This is a genomic window from Clostridium sp. AF27-2AA (genome assembly GCF_003478505.1).
Taxonomy (GTDB): Bacteria; Bacillota; Clostridia; order Lachnospirales; family Lachnospiraceae; genus Brotaphodocola.
The window spans coordinates 24,942-44,601 of sequence record NZ_QUFI01000012.1 but is presented as its reverse complement, the minus strand read 5'-3'; the positions used below and the strand labels follow the sequence as shown (position 1 = coordinate 44,601).

Annotated in this window: 20 protein-coding genes, 1 pseudogene and 1 riboswitch; of the genes and pseudogenes, 14 read left to right on the top strand and 7 right to left on the bottom strand. The window is 43.5% G+C overall.

Annotated elements, in window-relative coordinates; genetic code table 11:
* The first annotated feature begins 26 nt into the window (after positions 1 to 26).
* Positions 27 to 1,016, top strand: coding sequence for a dipeptidase (locus tag DWY84_RS08580; RefSeq protein ID WP_118532362.1), 990 nt, complete (start codon positions 27 to 29; stop codon positions 1,014 to 1,016).
* Positions 1,017 to 1,051: 35 nt separating this feature from the next.
* Here the strand turns inward: DWY84_RS08580 and citG are convergent, their stop codons facing one another.
* Both citG and citX read right to left on the bottom strand, forming a co-directional pair.
* Positions 1,052 to 1,906 carry a triphosphoribosyl-dephospho-CoA synthase CitG gene (gene citG / locus DWY84_RS08575; protein WP_118532360.1) on the bottom strand — a complete coding sequence of 285 codons (855 nt, stop codon included), beginning with the start codon at positions 1,904 to 1,906 and terminating at the stop codon, positions 1,052 to 1,054.
* Positions 1,907 to 1,937: 31 nt separating this feature from the next.
* Complete coding sequence (gene citX / locus DWY84_RS08570) at positions 1,938 to 2,444, bottom strand: citrate lyase holo-[acyl-carrier protein] synthase (RefSeq protein WP_118532358.1); 507 nt, start codon at positions 2,442 to 2,444, stop codon at positions 1,938 to 1,940.
* Between the two features lie 366 nt (positions 2,445 to 2,810).
* On the opposite strand from citX, the gene DWY84_RS08565 reads away from it, so the two are divergent.
* The 4 genes from DWY84_RS08565 to DWY84_RS08550 all read left to right on the top strand — a co-directional run bounded on the left by DWY84_RS08565 (position 2,811) and on the right by DWY84_RS08550 (position 6,329).
* Positions 2,811 to 3,833, top strand: coding sequence for an ABC transporter substrate-binding protein (locus DWY84_RS08565; RefSeq protein ID WP_118532356.1), 1,023 nt, complete (start codon positions 2,811 to 2,813; stop codon positions 3,831 to 3,833).
* Positions 3,834 to 3,840: 7 nt separating this feature from the next.
* Complete coding sequence (locus DWY84_RS08560) at positions 3,841 to 4,746, top strand: ABC transporter permease (RefSeq protein WP_118532354.1); 906 nt, start codon at positions 3,841 to 3,843, stop codon at positions 4,744 to 4,746.
* 6 nt (positions 4,747 to 4,752) lie between these two features.
* Positions 4,753 to 5,550, top strand: a complete 798-nt coding sequence (locus DWY84_RS08555) for an ABC transporter ATP-binding protein (RefSeq protein ID WP_118532352.1) — start codon at positions 4,753 to 4,755, stop codon at positions 5,548 to 5,550.
* Positions 5,551 to 5,678: 128 nt separating this feature from the next.
* The gene (locus DWY84_RS08550) at positions 5,679 to 6,329 is read left to right on the top strand and encodes a cytidylate kinase-like family protein (protein WP_118532350.1); all 651 of its coding nucleotides are present in this window, start codon (positions 5,679 to 5,681) and stop codon (positions 6,327 to 6,329) included.
* A gap of 73 nt (positions 6,330 to 6,402) precedes the next feature.
* On the opposite strand, the gene DWY84_RS08545 is transcribed toward DWY84_RS08550, so the two are convergent.
* Positions 6,403 to 7,203 carry a hypothetical protein gene (locus DWY84_RS08545; RefSeq protein WP_118532348.1) on the bottom strand — a complete coding sequence of 267 codons (801 nt, stop codon included), beginning with the start codon at positions 7,201 to 7,203 and terminating at the stop codon, positions 6,403 to 6,405.
* A 274-nt stretch (positions 7,204 to 7,477) separates the two neighbouring features.
* On the opposite strand from DWY84_RS08545, the gene DWY84_RS08540 reads away from it, so the two are divergent.
* Positions 7,478 to 8,389 (top strand): AEC family transporter, encoded by a 912-nt coding sequence (locus tag DWY84_RS08540; RefSeq protein ID WP_118532346.1) that lies wholly within the window; start codon positions 7,478 to 7,480, stop codon positions 8,387 to 8,389.
* A 118-nt stretch (positions 8,390 to 8,507) separates the two neighbouring features.
* On the opposite strand, the gene lexA is transcribed toward DWY84_RS08540, so the two are convergent.
* Positions 8,508 to 9,125, bottom strand: coding sequence for a transcriptional repressor LexA (gene lexA, locus DWY84_RS08535; protein ID WP_118532344.1), 618 nt, complete (start codon positions 9,123 to 9,125; stop codon positions 8,508 to 8,510).
* A gap of 214 nt (positions 9,126 to 9,339) precedes the next feature.
* On the opposite strand from lexA, the gene DWY84_RS08530 reads away from it, so the two are divergent.
* The 5 genes from DWY84_RS08530 (at position 9,340) to thiE (ending at position 13,247) form a co-directional block, all read left to right on the top strand.
* On the top strand, positions 9,340 to 9,663 hold the full coding sequence (locus DWY84_RS08530; RefSeq protein WP_243024801.1) for a LysM peptidoglycan-binding domain-containing protein: 324 nt from the start codon (positions 9,340 to 9,342) through the stop codon (positions 9,661 to 9,663).
* An 82-nt stretch (positions 9,664 to 9,745) separates the two neighbouring features.
* Positions 9,746 to 10,594 carry an RNA methyltransferase gene (locus DWY84_RS08525; RefSeq protein ID WP_118532342.1) on the top strand — a complete coding sequence of 283 codons (849 nt, stop codon included), beginning with the start codon at positions 9,746 to 9,748 and terminating at the stop codon, positions 10,592 to 10,594.
* Between the two features lie 128 nt (positions 10,595 to 10,722).
* Positions 10,723 to 10,826: riboswitch (TPP riboswitch) on the top strand.
* A 304-nt stretch (positions 10,827 to 11,130) separates the two neighbouring features.
* Positions 11,131 to 11,724, top strand: a complete 594-nt coding sequence (gene thiW / locus DWY84_RS08520) for an energy coupling factor transporter S component ThiW (RefSeq protein WP_118532464.1) — start codon at positions 11,131 to 11,133, stop codon at positions 11,722 to 11,724.
* Complete coding sequence (thiM, locus tag DWY84_RS08515) at positions 11,648 to 12,571, top strand: hydroxyethylthiazole kinase (protein ID WP_118532340.1); 924 nt, start codon at positions 11,648 to 11,650, stop codon at positions 12,569 to 12,571. Before thiW ends, thiM begins: the two co-directional genes overlap by 77 nt.
* Before the next feature lie 49 nt (positions 12,572 to 12,620).
* A complete protein-coding gene (thiE, locus tag DWY84_RS08510; protein ID WP_118532338.1) occupies positions 12,621 to 13,247 on the top strand; it encodes a thiamine phosphate synthase in 627 nt (208 codons plus the stop codon).
* A gap of 5 nt (positions 13,248 to 13,252) precedes the next feature.
* On the opposite strand, the gene DWY84_RS08505 is transcribed toward thiE, so the two are convergent.
* The 3 genes from DWY84_RS08505 to cobI are packed head-to-tail and all read right to left on the bottom strand — an operon-like array spanning position 13,253 to position 15,514.
* Positions 13,253 to 13,984, bottom strand: a complete 732-nt coding sequence (locus tag DWY84_RS08505) for an ABC transporter permease (RefSeq protein ID WP_118532462.1) — start codon at positions 13,982 to 13,984, stop codon at positions 13,253 to 13,255.
* A 2-nt stretch (positions 13,985 to 13,986) separates the two neighbouring features.
* Entirely contained in the window at positions 13,987 to 14,829 is an 843-nt protein-coding gene (locus DWY84_RS08500) for an ABC transporter ATP-binding protein (protein WP_118532336.1), read from the bottom strand.
* A complete protein-coding gene (cobI, locus tag DWY84_RS08495; protein WP_118532334.1) occupies positions 14,822 to 15,514 on the bottom strand; it encodes a precorrin-2 C(20)-methyltransferase in 693 nt (230 codons plus the stop codon). The genes DWY84_RS08500 and cobI overlap by 8 nt, the downstream gene beginning before the upstream one ends.
* Before the next feature lie 760 nt (positions 15,515 to 16,274).
* Between cobI and DWY84_RS17400 the strand changes: the two genes are divergently transcribed.
* From DWY84_RS17400 to DWY84_RS08485, 3 genes and pseudogenes are all read left to right on the top strand, one after another.
* The gene (locus tag DWY84_RS17400; protein ID WP_182434933.1) at positions 16,275 to 16,448 is read left to right on the top strand and encodes a hypothetical protein; all 174 of its coding nucleotides are present in this window, start codon (positions 16,275 to 16,277) and stop codon (positions 16,446 to 16,448) included.
* Between the two features lie 50 nt (positions 16,449 to 16,498).
* A pseudogene (locus tag DWY84_RS08490) lies at positions 16,499 to 17,001 on the top strand (AraC family transcriptional regulator); the annotation flags it as partial.
* Positions 17,002 to 17,589: 588 nt separating this feature from the next.
* Positions 17,590 to 18,774, top strand: a complete 1,185-nt coding sequence (locus DWY84_RS08485) for an ATP-binding protein (RefSeq protein ID WP_118532331.1) — start codon at positions 17,590 to 17,592, stop codon at positions 18,772 to 18,774.
* Positions 18,775 to 19,660 lie beyond the last annotated feature (886 nt).

Genomic DNA, 19,660 nt, shown 5'->3' with positions numbered 1-19,660 from the left:
TGTATTTATCAGGGAGGAGATTTAGTATGAAGGTTGTAGATATGCACTGTGACACCATATCCGAGCTTTTGCATGCCAGAGAGCGCGGGGAAGAGGCATCCATTCTGGAAAATCATCTGCATATAGATTTAAACAGGATGCAGAAAGGGGATTATCTTTTGCAGAATTTTGCCATGTTTGTGCATCTGGGAAAGACAGCAGACCCATTTCACTATGCCATGAAGCTGGTTGATCTGTTTTATAACGAGCTAGAACCGTATTCTGACCGCATTGGAATCGTAAAACGCTGGGAAGATATAGAAGAAAACCAGAAGGCCGGAAAAATGTCGGCTATGCTGACTCTGGAAGAGGGCGGGATTTGCAAAGGGGATCTGTCCTGCCTGCGTGATTTTTACCGCCTGGGTGCCAGGATGATGACCATTACCTGGAATTTTCCCAATGAACTTGGGTTCCCAAATGGGAAGGACGAGAGTGTTTCGCCAGCCAGATCTGTGCCGGATACGGAGCATGGCCTGACAGAAACCGGCATTGCCTTTGTACAGGAAATGGAACGGATTGGCATGATCATTGATATTTCCCATTTAAATGATGCCGGGATCCGTGATGTATTTCACTACACGAAAAAGCCTTTTGTGGCAAGCCATTCCAATGCCCGCGCGCTCGCGCGTCATCCACGCAATCTGACGGATGAGATGATCCGTGCCCTTGCAGAGCGTGGTGGAGTAGCCGGAATCAATTACTACGCCCCATTCCTGAAGGATGCAGATAAAAAAATGCCGCTGCATGGACTCTGCAGCGACATGGTGGCTCATATGAAACATATGAAACAGGTCGGTGGCATCGGCTGTATCGGTCTTGGCTCTGACTTTGACGGTATTGATACCGCAACAGATATGAAGGACTGCTCTGGTATGCAGCTTCTGGCCGATGTGATGAGCCGGGAAGGCTTTACTACTGGAGAGATTGAAGCCGTGTTCCATGACAATGTACTCCGGGTTTACCGGGAACTGTTGTAGGCTGGATCCAGACAGATACCCAATGCCATATACCATTATCTGTCTGACTGCTCCAGGCGATAGAGCAGGATCGTGACTGCCAGCAGATCAGCGCAGCCGCCCGGACTGACATTCATATGAATAAATTTCTGATTCAGCTTTTTCAGAGCCTCCATTCCCAGGGCAGTGGAGGCTCCGCCTATTCTCAGGAGCTGTGCGGCCTCTGACTTGACATGACCCTGTATTACCATATTGGTGCGGCTTAAAACATTGGTGTCATCCACATTCGCCATGAGGGTGAGTAAGGTATTCAGGTAGGCTTCATTTTCTGTCTGCCCGCTGGAAAAAGCAGAGCGGAGCTTAGGCAGAGATACCGTGCGGACGGAAGGAAACCCCTTTTGGGCTTCTCCACGGATTCCCTTGGTACTGTAACGCAGGTAGAGAAGTTCTCCGTTTGTCCGTGGATTCTTGCGGTCGATCTTCTGAAAATCCCTGCGCATGGCATCGTGGCAGAGATAACCGGCCAGCATCAGGATTTTTTCCGCGTCAAACTTTTCGTGCCGTTTGTAAAAAAGTCCTGCTGCCGCCGCAATGGTTCCCATGGAAAAAATCATGCCTTTGTGTGTATTCACACCATCTGTGGCAGCAAACATGGCCTTTTCCGCCTCAATACCGATGGGACGGATGCTTTCGAACAGTGCATTAAAATCTTTGGATTCCCACGTGTATCCGGCCTCAAACATACGGGCCAGATATGGAACAATTGCTGTTGTGCTGGCCGCAAAGGTATCATAATCCATATCCGTGTGCGCGCCGCTGTCATGACGGTCTACCAGTCCAGGTTTCGGGGTAGCGCCTACCTCAGCCATGAGTGCATAGGCACATTCCTCAGCAAAAACAGATGAAATCATAAATACCAGTTCCTCCCCATCCCCAATTTATTTATAATCCGCTTAAAATTTTACCGATCTCTGCAGTCAGTTCTGCAACGCTGTGCCTGCGGCTTCGGCTGCAGACATGCGCCGGCTGTCCGCAAAGCAGACAGGTTCTTGGCGCACTTCCCATATCTTCTCTGGAGACCTTGCTCCCGTCCGGGCGGAGTACATCAATATCAAACAGGCGGCCAAGCCGGTCCTGATCTTCCAGTGAGACCATCAGCTCTTTTATAAAATCCGGATTCGCGTCGACGCTGTAAAAGGCTTCATATCCTGTTTTTTCTTTTATGGTTTCCATATGCTGAATAAGAACCAGACGGTCTTTTAACAGTGTCTCGATTCTCTGACAGCCGCTCGCAAATGCTTCCGGAACATCCGTCAGGACTTTGACTGGTCCAGGAATGTTTAAGGTAAAGCTGATGAGGCTTTTTTTATACTGATGCAGCAGCTGGGTTTGCAGATAGCAGCGCCTCTCTCTGGCAGCAAGCATTTCCTGCAGACTTACTTCTTCCATAAAATCCCCCTGTGAATAAATATTTTTTTATATACCAATAAAGCTCCATATTCCATCCGTATGGCAAAATATTCCACGATCATTTGGCAGAAATCGGATTTAAGAGCCATCGGTTTTGAAACAGAAGCTATATTGGATCTCAGAACACTACTTAGTTGTTACGGGTATTATTATAGGTTAAATATATGTAAAACGCAAATACTTAATAAGTTATGGCCTATATAAATCTGCCCTTATCACTTTAATGCGTTGAATTTGCAGGAATTTAAAGCTTTAAATTGACGGAGTAATAAAAGTGTAGTATGATGGAAAAAGTTCAAGCTTTTGCTATGAAATCAGAATATAAGAAAAAGGGAGAGTTGTATTATGAAAAAGACAAAAAAAGCACTTGCGCTGATTCTGGCCGGAATGATGGCCGCATCCATGACTGCCTGTGGCTCTGGTAAGACTGCAGACACCACTGCCGCTGAAAGCGCAGACGGGACAAAGGCAGAGACTTCTGCAGATGGAGCTTCTTATAAGGTTGGTATCTGCCAGCTGGTACAGCATGTAGCGCTGGATGCAGCTACTGAGGGCTTTAAAGATGCCCTGACCGAAGCCCTTGGAGACCAGGTTACTTTTGATGAGCAGAACGCACAGGGTGATTCCAATACCTGTTCTACCATCATCAACAATTTTGTTGCAGAAGATGTAGATCTGATCCTGGCCAACGCAACACCGGCCCTTCAGGCTGCACAGGCTGGCACGGACACCATTCCGGTTCTCGGAACTGCAGTTACCGAGTATGGTGTAGCACTTGGTATTGACGATTTTAATGGAACCGTTGGCGGTAACATTTCCGGTACTGCGGACCTTGCGCCGTTAAATGAACAGGCTGCTATGTTAAAGGAGCTCTTCCCGGACGCAAAGAATGTTGGTCTGTTATATTGTTCCGCAGAAGCAAACTCCCAGTATCAGGTAGATACCGTAAAAGCAGAGCTGGAGAAGCTTGGCTATACCTGTGAATACTACGCATTCTCTGATTCTAATGATCTGGCAACGATTGTTACCAATGCAGCAAACAGTTCTGATGTTATCTACATCCCGACTGACAATACCGCTGCCGCAAATACCGAGATCATCAACAACATCTGCCAGCCAGCCGGTGTACCGATCATCGCAGGTGAGGAAGGCATCTGCAGCGGATGCGGCGTAGCAACCCTTTCCATCAGCTATTATGACCTTGGCGTAGCAACTGGTAAGATGGCAGCAAAGATCCTGACCGGTGAGTCCAACATTTCTGAGATGCCGATCGAATACGCTCCGCAGTTCACCAAAAAATACAACAAGACCATCTGCGAGGCACTGGGCGTTACTGTTCCGGATGATTACGTTGCGATTGAGGAGTAATTGAGATATGATGAGTTTGGTAAATGCCCTGCCTGGCGCAGTGGCACAGGGACTGATCTGGGGTATCATGGCCATTGGCGTGTATTTAACATTCCGGATTCTGGATATTGCGGATCTAACAGTGGACGGTTCTCTTGGAACCGGCGGTGCGGTCTGCATTATGCTGATGCTGTCCGGGCAGAATGTATGGGTATCTATGGCAGGTGCAACGGCAGCCGGTATGGCAGCCGGACTTGCAACCGGAATTCTCCATACCTTTATGGGAATTCCGGCAATCCTGGCCGGAATCCTGACCCAGCTTGGCCTGTATTCCATCAACTTGAAAACCATGGGAAAAGCGAACCAGGCAATCAATGTCGACAAATATGACCTGCTGGTTTCCCTGCGTTTCATCCGCAAGGTTCCATTTTACAGAAACACGATCCTGATGGTTGCGATTACGATCATCATTCTGATTGCCGTATTGTACTGGTTCTTCGGCACAGAGCTCGGCTGCTCCTTAAGAGCCACCGGCTGCAACGATAAAATGGCTCGCGCCCAGGGAATCAATACGGATTTAAGCCGGGTTCTCGGACTCATGATATCCAATGGCCTGGTAGCACTTTCCGGTGCCATGCTCTGCCAGTATCAGGGATTTGCGGATATCAACATGGGACGCGGTGCCATCGTCATTGGACTGGCTGCAGTCATCATCGGTGAGGCAATTTTTGGAAAAATCTTCCGCAACTTTGGCCTGAAGCTGCTTGGCGTTGCCCTTGGATCCATTATTTATTATCTGGTACTGCAGGTTGTCATTTGGATGGGCATTGATACGGATCTGTTAAAGCTGTTATCCGCAGCAGTGGTTGCTGTCTTCCTGGCAATTCCTACCTGGAAGAGCCGTTATTTTTCAAATATGGGAAAGAGAGGGTAGGAGAACATGCTGGAGATCAAAAATATCACAAAAACCTTTAACAGAGGAACTGTGAATGAAAAGAAAGCCCTTCGTGGTGTCAATCTTACCTTAAATGACGGAGATTTCGTTACCGTGATCGGCGGAAATGGAGCTGGAAAATCTACGCTGTTAAACGCGATCGCGGGAGTCTGGCCCATTGATACCGGTGCCATTGTGATTGATGGAAAAGATGTCACTCGTCTTCCGGAATACAAGCGCGCTGCTTTTTTGGGACGTGTCTTCCAGGACCCGATGAATGGTACTGCAGCAACAATGGGAATTGAGGAGAATCTTGCCCTGGCTCTGCGTCGTGGAAGAGTGCGCAGTTTGAAACCGGGAATCAAAAATGAAGAACGCAAGCTCTATGTGGATATGTTAAAACGTCTTGGGCTCGGCCTGGAAGATCGTCTTACATCAAAAGTAGGACTTCTTTCCGGCGGCCAGCGTCAGGCACTGACTCTGTTGATGTCTACCCTGCAGAGACCGCGGCTTCTTTTGTTAGATGAGCACACGGCTGCACTGGACCCGAAAACAGCTAAGAAGGTACTGGATCTGACTGCAGAGATGGTAGAAGAGCAGAAGCTTACCACTCTGATGATTACTCACAATATGCGTGATGCCATTCAGATGGGCAACCGCCTGATCATGATGCATGAGGGAAATATCATCTACGATGTGGCAGGAGAGGAAAAGAAACATCTTACCGTAGAAGATCTTCTTCACAAATTCGAGGAAGCAAGCGGTGAAGAATTTGCGAACGACCGCATGATGCTCGCAAAATAGCTTTTAAAATAATCAGAAAAAAATGTTATAGACCGGCAGAGTGTAAAAAAGTTTGGCACTCTGCCGGTTTTGTGCTATACTAAATATACCAAATACAGACAATAATGATTTCCAAAGGAGGATTTCTTATGGATAAAAGCAAACTGGTCATTACCATTGAGCGTCAGTACGGAAGCGGCGGCCGCATCGTCGGAAAAAAACTGGCAGAGGAACTGGGTATTCCTTTTTACGATGATGAAATCTTAAGCATGACTGCAGAAAAGAGTGCAGTAGGAGAAAAATATTTCCGCCTTGCTGATGAAAAAGCAGGAAATAACCTGCTCCGTAAAATTGTCGGGAATCTGCGATTCCCTGCAGGCATTTTTGATGAACCAAAGACAGAGGGTGACGTAACCTCCCCGGATAACCTGTTCCGCTTCCAGTCTGAAGTCATCCGGGAGCTGGCTGCTGCAGAGTCCTGCGTAATTGTTGGCCGCTGCGCGGATTATATCCTGGAGACCGCAGGGAAGGAGGATCTGGTTAAGATCTTTGTCTATGCAGACATTCCGACCTGTGTCCGCAGAACTCAGGAAACTGATGGTATCACGGATACCAAAGAAGCTCTCAATAAATTAAACAAGATCACAAAACAGCGTAAATCCTATCACAAGTATTTCACCGGAAAAGAATGGGAGGATGTTACCAATTATGATCTCCCGATCAATGCAAGTAAGCTGGAACTGGACCAGGTAGTAGAACTGATCAAAGACTATATCCGTATGATCGGGTACGATATTTAAGAATTTTCGCAGATTCAAAAAGACCGTCACTTCATGTGGCGGTCTTTTTGAATCTGCAATATGGAATGGAAGATTACTTTTTGGTGATTTTTACTACCTGGATCTCTTTGTCATTGATGGAACCATCATACTGAATCTGAAGGGTATCACCCTCTGCATACTGGCTGAAATCAGTATCGTCAGAAACAAAAGTAAAGAAATCGCCGGTCTGTGCCTCCAGAACGATATGATCACCATCTTCGCCGATCTGGGCAACCTTACCTACGAATGCATTGATCTTAGCATCGTCAGAATCTTTTGCGTCAGCCATAACGATCTTGATTGCCAGCGGCTCATCATCCAGATCGCCAAGGTAAGTAACCTCTGCGTCTGCGTCAGCTTTGATTCCGTCCTTTCCTACAACATAGGCATTGCCGGTCAGAATCTTATATTCCTCACCATCGACCTCAAGAGTCATGGTATCGGAAGCAACCTCTTTAATCGTTCCTTCCGCAACCGGATCCATGGTCTGCTCTAATACGGAAGAAGTAACCTCTACTGCGATAGCCAGAACCGGATCCTCTGTGCTGTCAGCCTGGAAGGTAATGTCAACCCAGTCACCCTCAGTGAGCGGGAATTCGTTGGTTACATCAGCGCCGGAAATATCATATTTTCTTTCTTCATCATCATAATCATCTTTTACGGTAAGTACATCTCCGTCGATGGCAGTGATGATACCGCTGGTGTAATCCTCGTTGGTTTCTGCCGCTGTTGTGGTTTCTGCTGCGGTGGTCTCTACCGGAGCTGCAGTTGTTTCTGCGGGCTTTTTGCTGGAACATGCTGCTGCGCTGATGGAAACTGCTGCGATAGCAGTGATTAATAATGCTTTTTTCATAATATATCACTCCTCTGATCTTTCTCTGTCGATTCCAAACCTGGGAACCAACAATCAAGAGTTTACTACAAAGCAATCGAAAAAGCCATTGATTTTTTATTAAGTTTTCTTCAAAATGGTGAACATTTAGTGAACTCATAAAATTTTAGTTATAACAGACATCAAAAAAGGATATTTGACGAAGATAAATGGCTGTATTATGATAGGAAAAGATAAAATTCTTTTTACAAAAATAAACAGAATGGTCTGCTAATGGGGGCCACAGGAGAAGCTTATGGATTTTACAGGATTATTTGAAATGCAGGGTATGCTGTTTACCATTATGATTCTTGGATACATTTTCCGAAAAGCAGGAATGATCAGCGACGAGGGAAAAAGCCTGCTGACGGATCTGGTCTTATATGTAACACTTCCGGCCAGTATCATCAAATCATTCCAGATTGAATTTAACCATCAGATTCTGGTGAGCTGTATAGTTGTGATTGTGGTAGCCGCAGGAATTCAGGTGGGAGCGTGGCTGCTTGGCATGATTCTCTACCCGGGTTTCCCGGATGAACGCAAGAAGGTACTTCAATACGCAACCATATGTTCGAATGCCGGCATTCTTGGCAATCCTATTGCGGAAGGCATTTTCGGCAGTATGGGACTTTTATATGCATCCATTTATACCATTCCCCAGCGTACTTTTATGTGGTCCATCGGCCTGACATATTTTACACAGGCTCCGGACATGAAAACCCTGATTAAGAAGGTATCTACGCATCCCTGCATTGTTTCTGTGGTAATCGGCATGCTGATCATGGTATTTCAGATCCCGGTTCAGGGTTTTCTCAGCCTGACCATTAAAAACATCGCAGGTGGAAACACCTTTCTGGCCATGTCGCTGGTAGGAACAATTCTGGCAGAAGTGCCGTTTCGCTCCCTTCCGGAAAAGGATACGGTCTATTACAGCTTTATCCGCCTGTTTTTTATTCCGTTTCTGGTGTATCTGGCATGTCACTTTGCGCAAGTGGACAGCCTTGTTACCGGTGTATCTGTAGTATTGTCCGGTATGCCGTCTGCCAGTGTCACCGCTGTGCTTGCGGCAAAATATGGAAAGGATGAAGTGTTCGCCACCAAATGCGTGGTGCTGTCTACCCTACTTTCCATGGTTACGGTTCCTCTCTGGTGCCTGTTTCTGGCATAATAGAAAACGAAACTCATTACAGCAAATATAAAAGGCTTCTCATCGAATGATGGGAAGCCCCTTTTGTTATGCATGATAAAACCCCGTCAGCTTATTTTTTGAAATCCTGGAACTGTGATCAGGCCATCATACGGAAGAGACCGATAACCCTGCCGAGGATTTCCACATGATCTACAATGATCGGATTCATGGAGTCGTTCTCCGGCTGCAGACGATAATGACCGTTTTCCTTATAAAAGCGTTTCACAGTGGCAGAATCGTCCACCAACGCAACAACAATCTCCCCATTCTCTGCAGTATTGGTCTGTTCTACAATAACCTGGTCACCGTCAAAGATGCCTGCATTGATCATGCTTTCACCTTTTACCTTAAGCATAAACGTATCTGCGTTCGGCAGAATTTCTGCAGGGATTGGGAAGTAGTCCTCGATGTGCTCCTGCGCCAGAATCGGTTCTCCGGCTGCTACGGTGCCGATCATGGGCACCTGAACCATCTCACGGCGGTTCATCGCAAATTCGTCATCCAGAATTTCGATGGCACGCGGCTTAGTCGGATCTCTCCGGATATAGCCGTTGGCTTCCAGAGACTCCAGGTGGGAGTGGACAGATGAAGTGGATTTTAACTGAACCGCCTCACAGATTTCCCGGACTGCAGGCGGATAGCCCTTCTTTAAAATACATTCCTTGATATATGTTAAAATTTCCTGCTGTTTTGCGCTGATCTTACCATGACCCATAATATTTCCTCCGTATGGATGTATTCGTTACTGTTCATATGAAGTGCGGACAGTAACGGGATTTTCTGATAATAATATAGTAACACACCTTTTTACAAAAAGCAAACTTTTGTTCGGATTTTATAAAAAACGATATTGACAAACGTATGTTCTTATTCTATAATCGTGTCATAGCAAACGTACGTTCGGAAATCCAGACAAGGGGGAATCTTTTATGAAAACAAGAAACCATGGAAAGCGCAGGCTCCGCAATTTCACCATCATTCTATTGATGATCCTTGCATTTTGTTCCGGCTTTTTCGGACATACGCTGTTGAATGCCAGAGCGGAGGAGGCACAGCTTCCGGAACTAAAACGTTACTACACCAGTGTACAGCTGCACAAGGGAGATAGTCTTTGGGATCTGGCAGAGCAGTACCGTGTGGGAAGCGGCTATTCCAGAACAGAGTATGTGGAGGAGTTAAAGCGCATGAACGGTCTTAAATCCGAGCAGATCCATTCCGGAGAATATCTCACAGTGGTCTACTTTGCGGAGTAACCGGCAGAATCTTTCTTGCATATGGCACAGGCATTAGTTATAATAGGATTTGTTTTTATCAAATCTGAGTGAGGAATGTTCAATGCCATATACAAACGTCATACATGTAACAGATCTGCAGCTGCCGGAACTAGAACTTTACTCCCGCTTTTCGGAGAATCAGCTGCTGCATTATTATGAACCGGCTCCCGGTATTTTTATTGCTGAGAGTCCGATTGTGGCCGGACGTGCACTGGATGCCGGTTATGATCCCATCTCTGTCCTGGTAGAAGAAGGCGAACTTCACGGTTCTTCTGCCGCTTTTATTAACCGGTGCGGTGATATTCCGGTATATACGGCCTCCATGGAGGTGCTTACGCAGATAACCGGCTTTGCCCTGACTAGAGGGCTTTTGTGTGCAATGCGCCGCCGCCACCTTCCTTCTGTTGCGGATGTCTGTTCCGGAGCAAAACGCATTGCGATTCTGGAGAATATTGTAAATCCCACCAATATCGGAGCTATATTCCGATCTGCTGCAGCACTGAATATGGGTGCCGTACTTCTTACTTCTGGCTGCAGTGATCCATTATATCGAAGAGCTGTCCGGGTCAGCATGGGGACTGTATTTCAGATTCCATGGACCATATTCGACCGGAATCATGCCTGGCCACATCCTGCTATGGAGCAGTTGGATAAACTTGGCTTTAAAACTGCAGCCATGGCTTTAACAGATCAGTCTGTCTGTATTGATGATCCATCCATACTCGCAGAAGAAAAGCTGGCCATCGTCCTTGGAACAGAGGGAGACGGACTTGCCAGAAACACCATCTCAGACTGTGACTATACAATTCGTATTCCCATGGCTCATGGCGTAGATTCCCTGAACGTGGCTGCTGCCAGCGCTGTGGCATTCTGGCAGCTTGGAAAAAATACAGGGAAGGCTGGGCAGTAGATTGGGATGAATGGTGTATGGCTTGCTTTTCCCTGTGCGGAATTTGTGACGGTGATTCTGACTTTGCGCGGACTTTTCTGCTGTTGACAGGACAGGGGCTCTGTGTTATGCTTACATACAGAAATGAAAATCATAAGCGCGGGAGCCTGTGCGACAGGCTGAGAGGAAGATAAATCTTCGACCGTACCTGATTTGGGTAATGCCAACGGAGGGAAGCAGAATATAAGAGTGCGTCTTCTGGCATTGTCCGGAGGACGCATTTTTGTTTTACGGAAATTGTGTCTTATGAAACATAATATCCAACTGCACAGCGGAATTCTTTGATAACCATATTCCGCTGTTAAAGATGGTCGGAGGGGGAGCGCCCTGCAGCCATGGCAGAAGGAATTTACATAGCGATGGGAATCCGTGTTTTCGGAGTGAGAGGAAGTAATGGAACTTCGACCGAACAAGGGATCACTGTCGCTTTACGGAACAGCATGCATTCTTGTCCAGTGACAGAAATCCCGGAAAAACAGGAGGATTTAAGATTGAAAATGGAAAAACAAAGAATGAAAACGTTTCGTATGGTATTTCTGGCTATGATGGTAGCCATTGGTGTGGTAATCTCACCGATTCTGCGAATAGAAGGTATGTGTCCTACCGCGCATCTGATCAACATTACCTGTTCTGTATTTATGGGTCCCTGGTATTCTCTGCTCTGTGCCTGCATGATTGGTGTGATTCGCATGATGTTTATGGGAATTCCGCCATTAGCTCTGACCGGAGCTGTTTTTGGTGCCTTTTTATCCGGTGTGTTCTACCGTGCCTCAAAAGGCAAGATCATCTGTGCGGTATTTGGTGAGATCTTTGGAACCGGAATCATTGGTTCCCTGGTATCCTATCCAGTCATGGCTTTTTTGATGGGAAGAGAGGGACTGAACGCGTTTTATTATACCCCTATGTTTATTTCCGCTACCATTATGGGCGGTATTGCGGCCTACGTATTTCTGAAGGCATTAAGCCAGACGGGAATGCTCGCAAAATTTCAAGAAAGTCTTGGTGCAAAAGTTTATGACAAAAATCACAGAAAAAGCGCAGAAGGTGCTGACACAGAAACCGGGTATACCAGAAATTCGAGAGTTTACTAAAAACTCAGCTCCTCTGATTCACTGCATTACCAATCCCATTTCCATCCATGACTGTGCCAATATGATTCTGGCTGTGGGCGCACGTCCAATCATGGCAGAGCATCCGGAAGAGGTGGAAGAGATCACAGAAGTTTCTTCGGCCCTGATGCTGAATCTGGGAAATATTACTGATGCCCGCATTATTTCCATGCAGCGTGCGTTAAGTACGGCAAACAGGAAGAATATACCAGTTCTTCTGGATCTCGTAGGCGTTACGTGCAGTCAGCTTCGGCGCAGCTTTGCTAAGCAGCTGCTTTCTCAAGGCGTTTTCTCTGTTATCAAAGGAAACATTTCTGAGATCCTGGCAGCCGCAGAACTTCCGTATCATGGAACCGGAATCGATGCCGGAAGTCAGGACGCTGTTTCCGTGGAAAATCAGGCGTGGTACTGTGAAACCGCAAGGCATCTTGCGAAACACCTGAACTGTACTGTTATGGCGACAGGAAAAAAGGATCTGATAGCGGATGCTGAAAACGCATTTCTGGTATCGAATGGTCATGCAGCCTTATCCGGTGTTACCGGTACCGGCTGCATGGTAGGTGCGCTGACCGCTGCTTATCTTCCGGGCAGTAAGGCAATTTTTACAAAATCTGGTATCTTTGAAACATCTTCCATAATACCGGATAAAACAAAAGTGTCTTACGGAACAGCAGCAGCGCTTCTGGCGGCTGTCGCAATGGGAATTTCCGGAGAGCTTGCAGCAGAGATTTCAAAAGGTCCAGGAAGCTTCCAGACAGCACTTCTGGATGAGGTTTATGCCATGACAGATGAGACGCTTCTTGAAAAGGCCAGGCTGCAGGAGTTTTGACGGCAGAATGTGGAAACATTATAAATGAAATGGAAAAGAGGATTTGAATATGAACAATCTGAATGTGAGCTTATATTTGGTAACTGACAGCACTTATCATACAGAAGAATCTTTTTTGCGTACGGTGGAGGACGCCTGTAAAGGTGGCGTAACACTCGTACAGCTTAGAGAAAAGAATACTGGCGGGCGTGATTATCTGGAGAAAGCATGCAAAGTCCGCGAAATTACCGACCGCTACCAGATTCCCCTGATCATTGATGACCGCGTGGATGTAGCCATGGCCTGCGGAGCAGCCGGAGTTCATGTGGGTGCCTCAGACCTTCCTGTGGCGAAAGTACGGCGTCTCCTTGGTCCGGATAAAATTGTTGGTGCCACCGCAAAAACCGTGGAGGCTGCCAGGAAAGCATACCAGGACGGTGCCGATTACCTTGGGGTTGGAGCTATTTACCCGACAACCACCAAGGTTACTACCGTACTGACAGAAGTTTCCACATTGTCTGCTATCTGCAAAGCCGTACCGATTCCGGTTGTTGCCATTGGCGGTCTGAATCTTTCCAATCTGGATATCTTAAAGGGAAGCGGCGCAGACGGCATTGCAGTGGTATCTGCAATCATGAAAGCAGAAAATCCGAGAAAAGCAGCAGAAGAACTGCTAATGGAAGTAAAACAACTGTAATGCAATCACAGATTTTTCTTTTTATATAAGAACCAGGACGCTGCGGCGGAAAAGCTTGCCAGATACAGAATCAGAATTAGAATTCCTGAAAAAGAAAATGCTTCATGATTCGCAACCTGGCGTAAAGCTGCGCTTGTCTGTGATAATGGAAGGTAACTGACCAGCTGTCGAATTCCATCTGGCATATTCTGGGCAGAGAAAAAAGTATTGCACAGATAGGACATCGGCATGATCACATAGTTGGAGAATCGCGGTACATCGGCATGGTTTTTTGCATAAAAAGATACAACAACACCAATCGTAGAGAATACGGCTCCATTCAGAAACATAAATAAAAAGGACCAGCCATTAAAGCAAAGCCCGGTTTTCAGAGGCAGGATCATCAGAATGATCATACTTCCCGCATAGACCCCGCGCAGGCTTCCACCAATAATCTGCCCTGCTATAAATTGCCATAGCGGAGTTGGAGAAATCATAACCTGATCAAATGCTTTTTCATACAGACGCTGTACATTCAATGTCTGTGCAATTGCATTGAAGCTTCCATTCATGCTAGTCAAAGCTACCACGCCCGGAATCAGAAAATTCAGGTAAGACTGTCCGTGTGATATCGTCTGAACACCAAAGCCGAATACCAGAATGTACATGAGGGGAGCAATCATGGCTGCCGAGGTGATTTTGAAAAAGTTATGGCGGAATTCAACCCATTTTTCCCATAACACTGTAAGAATTCCCATAATCATCCGCGATCCATGGCTTTACCGACATGTTCCAGAAAGACATCTTCCAGCGTGGTGCTGCGAAGTGCCGTCTCATATGGAGAGTCGGTGAGATACCGGATTGCTTCCTCCTTTCCGGAAAAATAATGGCTTTTGACACCATCTGGTTCCGTTGCATCTACAGTATAACACCCAAGCATTTCAATCAGATGTTTTGGCGTATCAGTTTCTTCCAGAACACCGTGGCACATGAATCCAACACGGTCACAGAGCAATTCTGCCTCCTCCATATAGTGGGTTGTCAGAAGAATTGTCAGATTCTGATGGTTAAGTTTTTTTAACAGATTCCACATCTGCCTGCGAGCCAGTGCATCCATCCCGGCCGTCGGTTCATCCAGCAGCAGTATCTCTGGCTCCGTCAATAAGGCACGGCATACCATCAGTTTACGCTTCATTCCGCCAGACAGCTTTCTAACCGTTCGTTTCCGATAATCCAAAAGTCCGCAAAAGTCCAGTAATTCTTCTGAGCGTTCCCGTATTTTTTTCAATGGCATATAGTAAAGACGCCCCTGGTATTCCATGATTTCGTCCATCGTCATATCCTGGCGCATAGAATATTCCTGTGTTACAACGCTAAGTTTTCTTTTTAATCGATCGTTCTTTCTGGTCAAAAGTTCTCCATTGATCCAAATCGTTCCGGTTGTCGGCAGCAGGAGTGTAGACAACATGCTGATGGTCGTGGTCTTTCCCGCACCATTTGGACCAAGAAGACCAAAAAATTCTCCATCTCCAATGGTAAGATTCAGATTGTCAACTGCAAGAAACCGATCATACTGTTTGGACAGGTTTTGTAATTCAATCATGATGTTCTTCTTTCACAACAATAATAGAATAATAGCTTGCATGCTCTGGAATATCATCCAGATCGTGGTAAATATGCTCATTTGGCATTCCGCAATTTTCAATCATTTGGCATTTCACATTGCAGCGTTTTAATACTTCCCTTACCAGTGGCATTTTGGATGCGGCTTTCATGAAAACCTTGGTTCCAGGATATTTTAATGCTTCTTCAACACCATAAGTGGACGGAATGATATGAAGCTGCTCTGACCGGTCTACAAGACTGTCTTCCAGACGGGCACTGACTGCACAAAAAGATGGAACACCGTTGATGATCTGGGCGGCAAATCCACGGGTTCTTACGATACGATGAATATAGATGTATGTGCTGTAGATCGTTGGATCACCCAATGTAAGGCAGGCAACATTTTTTCCCTGATCCAGCTTTTCGATAATTCGGTCTGCGGCAGTCTGATAGGCTGCATTTAATACTGCTTTGTCTTTTGTCATAGGTGTTGTAAGATTAATACATTCCTTGCTGTCAATATCTTTTACAATGCCGCTTGCAATCCGATAAGCAACTGCGTTTTCCTTGCCATCCGCCGGAACCGCGATTACCGGGCAGCGTCTGATTGTTTCAACTGCAAGATAAGTCATAAGGCGCGGATCTCCTGGTCCAACCCCTACTCCATATAAAATTCCTTTCATATCTGAGTTCCTCTCATTTTTACAAAATTTCACACGTTACCAGTATACCTTAAGAACAGATTTAGATAAATTTAAAGTAAAAAAATTTGTACTTTATAGTTATTGGTTCATAAATGGCTTAGATAAATGATTATAGCATAAAGTACAAAAATTTCAAAATGTACTTTATTTCAGAATGTACTTTATTTCAGAATGTACTTTATTTCGCAACAGAATAAAGTACATTTTTTATTGCCTGTATGTAGTGGGAGAGTGATTTTATGGGAGAAAATAAAGTACAGTTTCAGTAAATTGAATGTAATTTACAGAGAAGAGGAACAAAAGCTGCTGATCAATAACCAGCAGCTTTCATATTATTATTTTCCAATTTTCAAATCTGGATTGATTCTTCTTAAATATTCATCAAACAAAGGGACTGTAAAGTCTATTTCAGCATGATGTGTTGAACAGATAATACCCTTACTAATAAGTTGGGCACGTGTAGAAGATATAGATGAGCTTTTTGTTTTAAGAATAATTGCAACATTTCCAATGGTACATGGGAGTTCTCCGCATTTCACCATAGCAATTAAGGAATCTTGTTCTTTTCTAGTGCATTTTTCATTATCTATTTTGATGAGCACTGGTTTGAAGAAGGGTCATGAATGTATAACTTATCTGATGGTGATTTTATAGGACATGTGCAATTTATAGGACACCATGTCTGCTATGATATAACCATCAAGGTTAACAAATCATTAAATCCAGAGGAGGACACGTTATGAGTTGGAATATTTGGGATAAAAACAAAAAATTAAATGATACAGAAAAATTTTTGTGGGATGAAATGATGTGCACGGACAAAGAAGAACATGAAGCAATTTTTGGAGATGCCGGCGATTTCGATGATGACGAGGATGATGACTTCGACAGTGATGATGAAGATGATTTCTAAGAGGATGATCATTCACAAACAAAAGAAAAAGAGGGATTTTACATGAAATCGAATATCCGATTATCAAAGCGGAAAAGGTTGAACAAGAGGTATATAGAGTTATAAATGCAATTTTAGAGACAGAACAGCCAGATATAACTGTTGCACAGGCATATCTTCAGATTATGTTAGCACGTTGCATGGGAAAATTGAATTTGGTAGAAAAGAGTAATGTGGGGAGCAGGGATCTGATTTACCAGACGGTTTCCTATATATCAGCAAATTTCAAAAAAAGTTTTCGCTGGAAGAGATGGCAAAAGATCTGGGGGTAAGCAAATATGTCTTATCTAGGCTTTTTTCTCAAATATTCCATAGAAATTTCAATCAATATCTTAATGATGCAAGGTTAAACTACGCATGTTGTCGTTTGGAAAATACGAGGGATTCTATTACAAATATTTGTCTGGATAGTGGATTTGAAAGTCAAAGAACGTTTAACCGAACATTTAAAGAAAGATACAAAATATCGCCGAGTGACTATCGGAGTAAATGCGTGAAAGATATGTTGTTATAAACGGTTCTATTAATGGAAAATGAGCAGAAAACGCAGACCATCGAGACGCTGTGGCAAACCCTTAAGGAATGGGACATTGCATGAAGAATTTGAGAAACTGTTTCCAGAATTAAAATGAGTTTGTCAAGTAAAGTGTGTAAATTATATTACGAAAAACGCCATATGGAATCGTGCTCATTTTGTAAAGGTTACAGACGAAAACAGCGCCACTTTATTTAAACAAAAAGGAAGCCAAAACGACGGCTTCCTTTTTGTTTGATAGAAAATTTTATGTCATAAAAAATAAAGTACATTTTTTATTGTCCGGATATGGTGATAGAGTGGTTTTATGGGCGAAAATAAAGTACAGTTTTCATGATATTGATTGATGGAAAGGAGAATATATACTATGAAAAAGAAACTTTGTAATCGATGGGCATGCGGAGGATGGAATTTACTTTTGAAAGTTTTACAAGTTTTCAAACTTCCGACAACTTCTAATAGAATAAAGATACTTTTTAATACTTTGAAGTTTTGATAAATACTTTTAGGCGGAATTGTATTGACTATTATGCTTTTACATGAGATAATATCAATGGAGGTGGTAAAATGTTCAAAGTAAATCCTTATAGACCAGGAGCAGGATTGATGCCGACCTACCTAGCAGGTAGAGACTCAGATATTAAAGAAATGGAACATCTATTTGATGCCTTATGTTTAAAAATACCAACACAATCTGTGATTTTTAGTGGTTTAAGAGGCGTAGGAAAAACAGTCTTGATTAACAAACTACAAGAAGTTGCAGAAGATAGACAGATTTTTTGCAAGCATATTGAAGTGGAAGAACGAAATGATTTTATTTCTCAAATTGCTAGCTGTTCACAGGCATTTTTGAGAAGAATTAGTGTAAAAGAGAAAGTTAAATCGTTGGTTCAAACTTCACTTGACGCAATTAAAGCATTAGTGGTATCTTTTGACCCAAATAACAATTCATTTTCACTTTCGGTTCAAGATAAGGAATTATACACATCAACCAATTTGACACAGAGTTTAACTGATGTATTTACGACGTTAGGAGAAATTGCCTCAAACACAGATTCTCCAATTTGTTTCTTCATTGATGAAATCCAGTACATGAAGAGAGAAGAACTGAGTGCTCTAATTGCTGCATTGCACAGAGTAAACCAGCTAGGATATCCAATTATGTTAGTCGGCGCTGGACTTCCCAAAATTTATGCGATGTTATCGGAAGCTAAATCTTATTCAGAAAGATTATTTATCTATAAAGAAATTGGATCTTTGGAAGATAAGCAATGTGCAGAGGCAATTAGAAAGCCAGCGGAAAAATTGCATGTAACATATGATGATGACGCAGTGAAAAAAATCATAGACATCACTAAAGGGTATCCGTTTTTTGTACAACAGTTGTGCCAAATTGTATTTCAAAGTGTCAACGGAGATATAGTGCATTTGAGTGATGTGAAAAATAGCATATCTGAATTTTTCAAAATTTTAGATACTGGCTTTTTCAAGGTGAGATATGAAAGATGTACAGAGTCTGACAAAAAATTCATCTTTGCAATGGTTGCTTGTGAAAAATTACCTTGTACTATTTCTAATGTGGCTGCAATTATGAAGCGAGAGGTAAAAGCAATATCAACTTCGCGAGCACAGCTAATTAATAAAGGAATCATTTATGCTGTCAAATATAAAGAACTTGATTTCACGGTTCCGGAATTCACTGGGTTTATAAAGAGATTACCGGAATATCAAGAATTGAATCAAAAACGATAAACAAATAAAATGGTGTTGTGTAAGGCAGCACCATTCTTAGTATGGAATTCGGATTTCAAAAGGAGGATCATATGATGACAGAGAACGCTGACTTGAAATTTTAAATTCCAGTGCAAGGGTAAATTCCACCGGACATTAAAATACTCAGAAAAATATAAACACATTGAGGCGCAAATTTGCTGCCTCTTTTTTTGTTGCAAGTTTGTATCACGTTTGTTGCATCATAGTGCCATCATATATGTAAAATTCATTTAGGATGATATAAATAAAGTGATGTGAAAAATTGCATTACTATATCAATAAAAAATTCATTACCGGAGGGAAAAATGCATTGGATTCGAAATTATACTGGCGTTTTAAAATCTGCTACAGATATAAGAGGAAATCTGTACACTGACTGGCGTGGAAAATATATTGGGCATCCTGGTCTAATTGGACTTTTTCAATCAGATAGGGTCCAAGACAAATATCTTATATATTTCTTTCCGCAGGAGCCGGCTGGTACTTATTTACACACATGCTTTTATGTCTTGCAAAAATGCTCGTATTGTTGTTATTCCGAGCACTATAGAACAAATTGAAGATCATGCATTTGATCATTCATTGATACAGGTAATAATCTTTGAAGGACAATATACAATGTGGAAAGCTATGACTCACGATAATCAAGATTTATATGTTTATTGTTCAAAAGATTCCAATGTAGTGCGTTCAATTTCCCCTTTTGAACAAAATTCATTTCTACATATTAAAAAAAATGAAACATTAAAAGAATTGCTTAGAACTAAAGACATTGACCAGATTAAAAACTATTGTTATGCGAACATGGATCAGAGAACGGATGAGGCTATGATATCAACGCCGTATAATTGGGATTTTTTTTCAC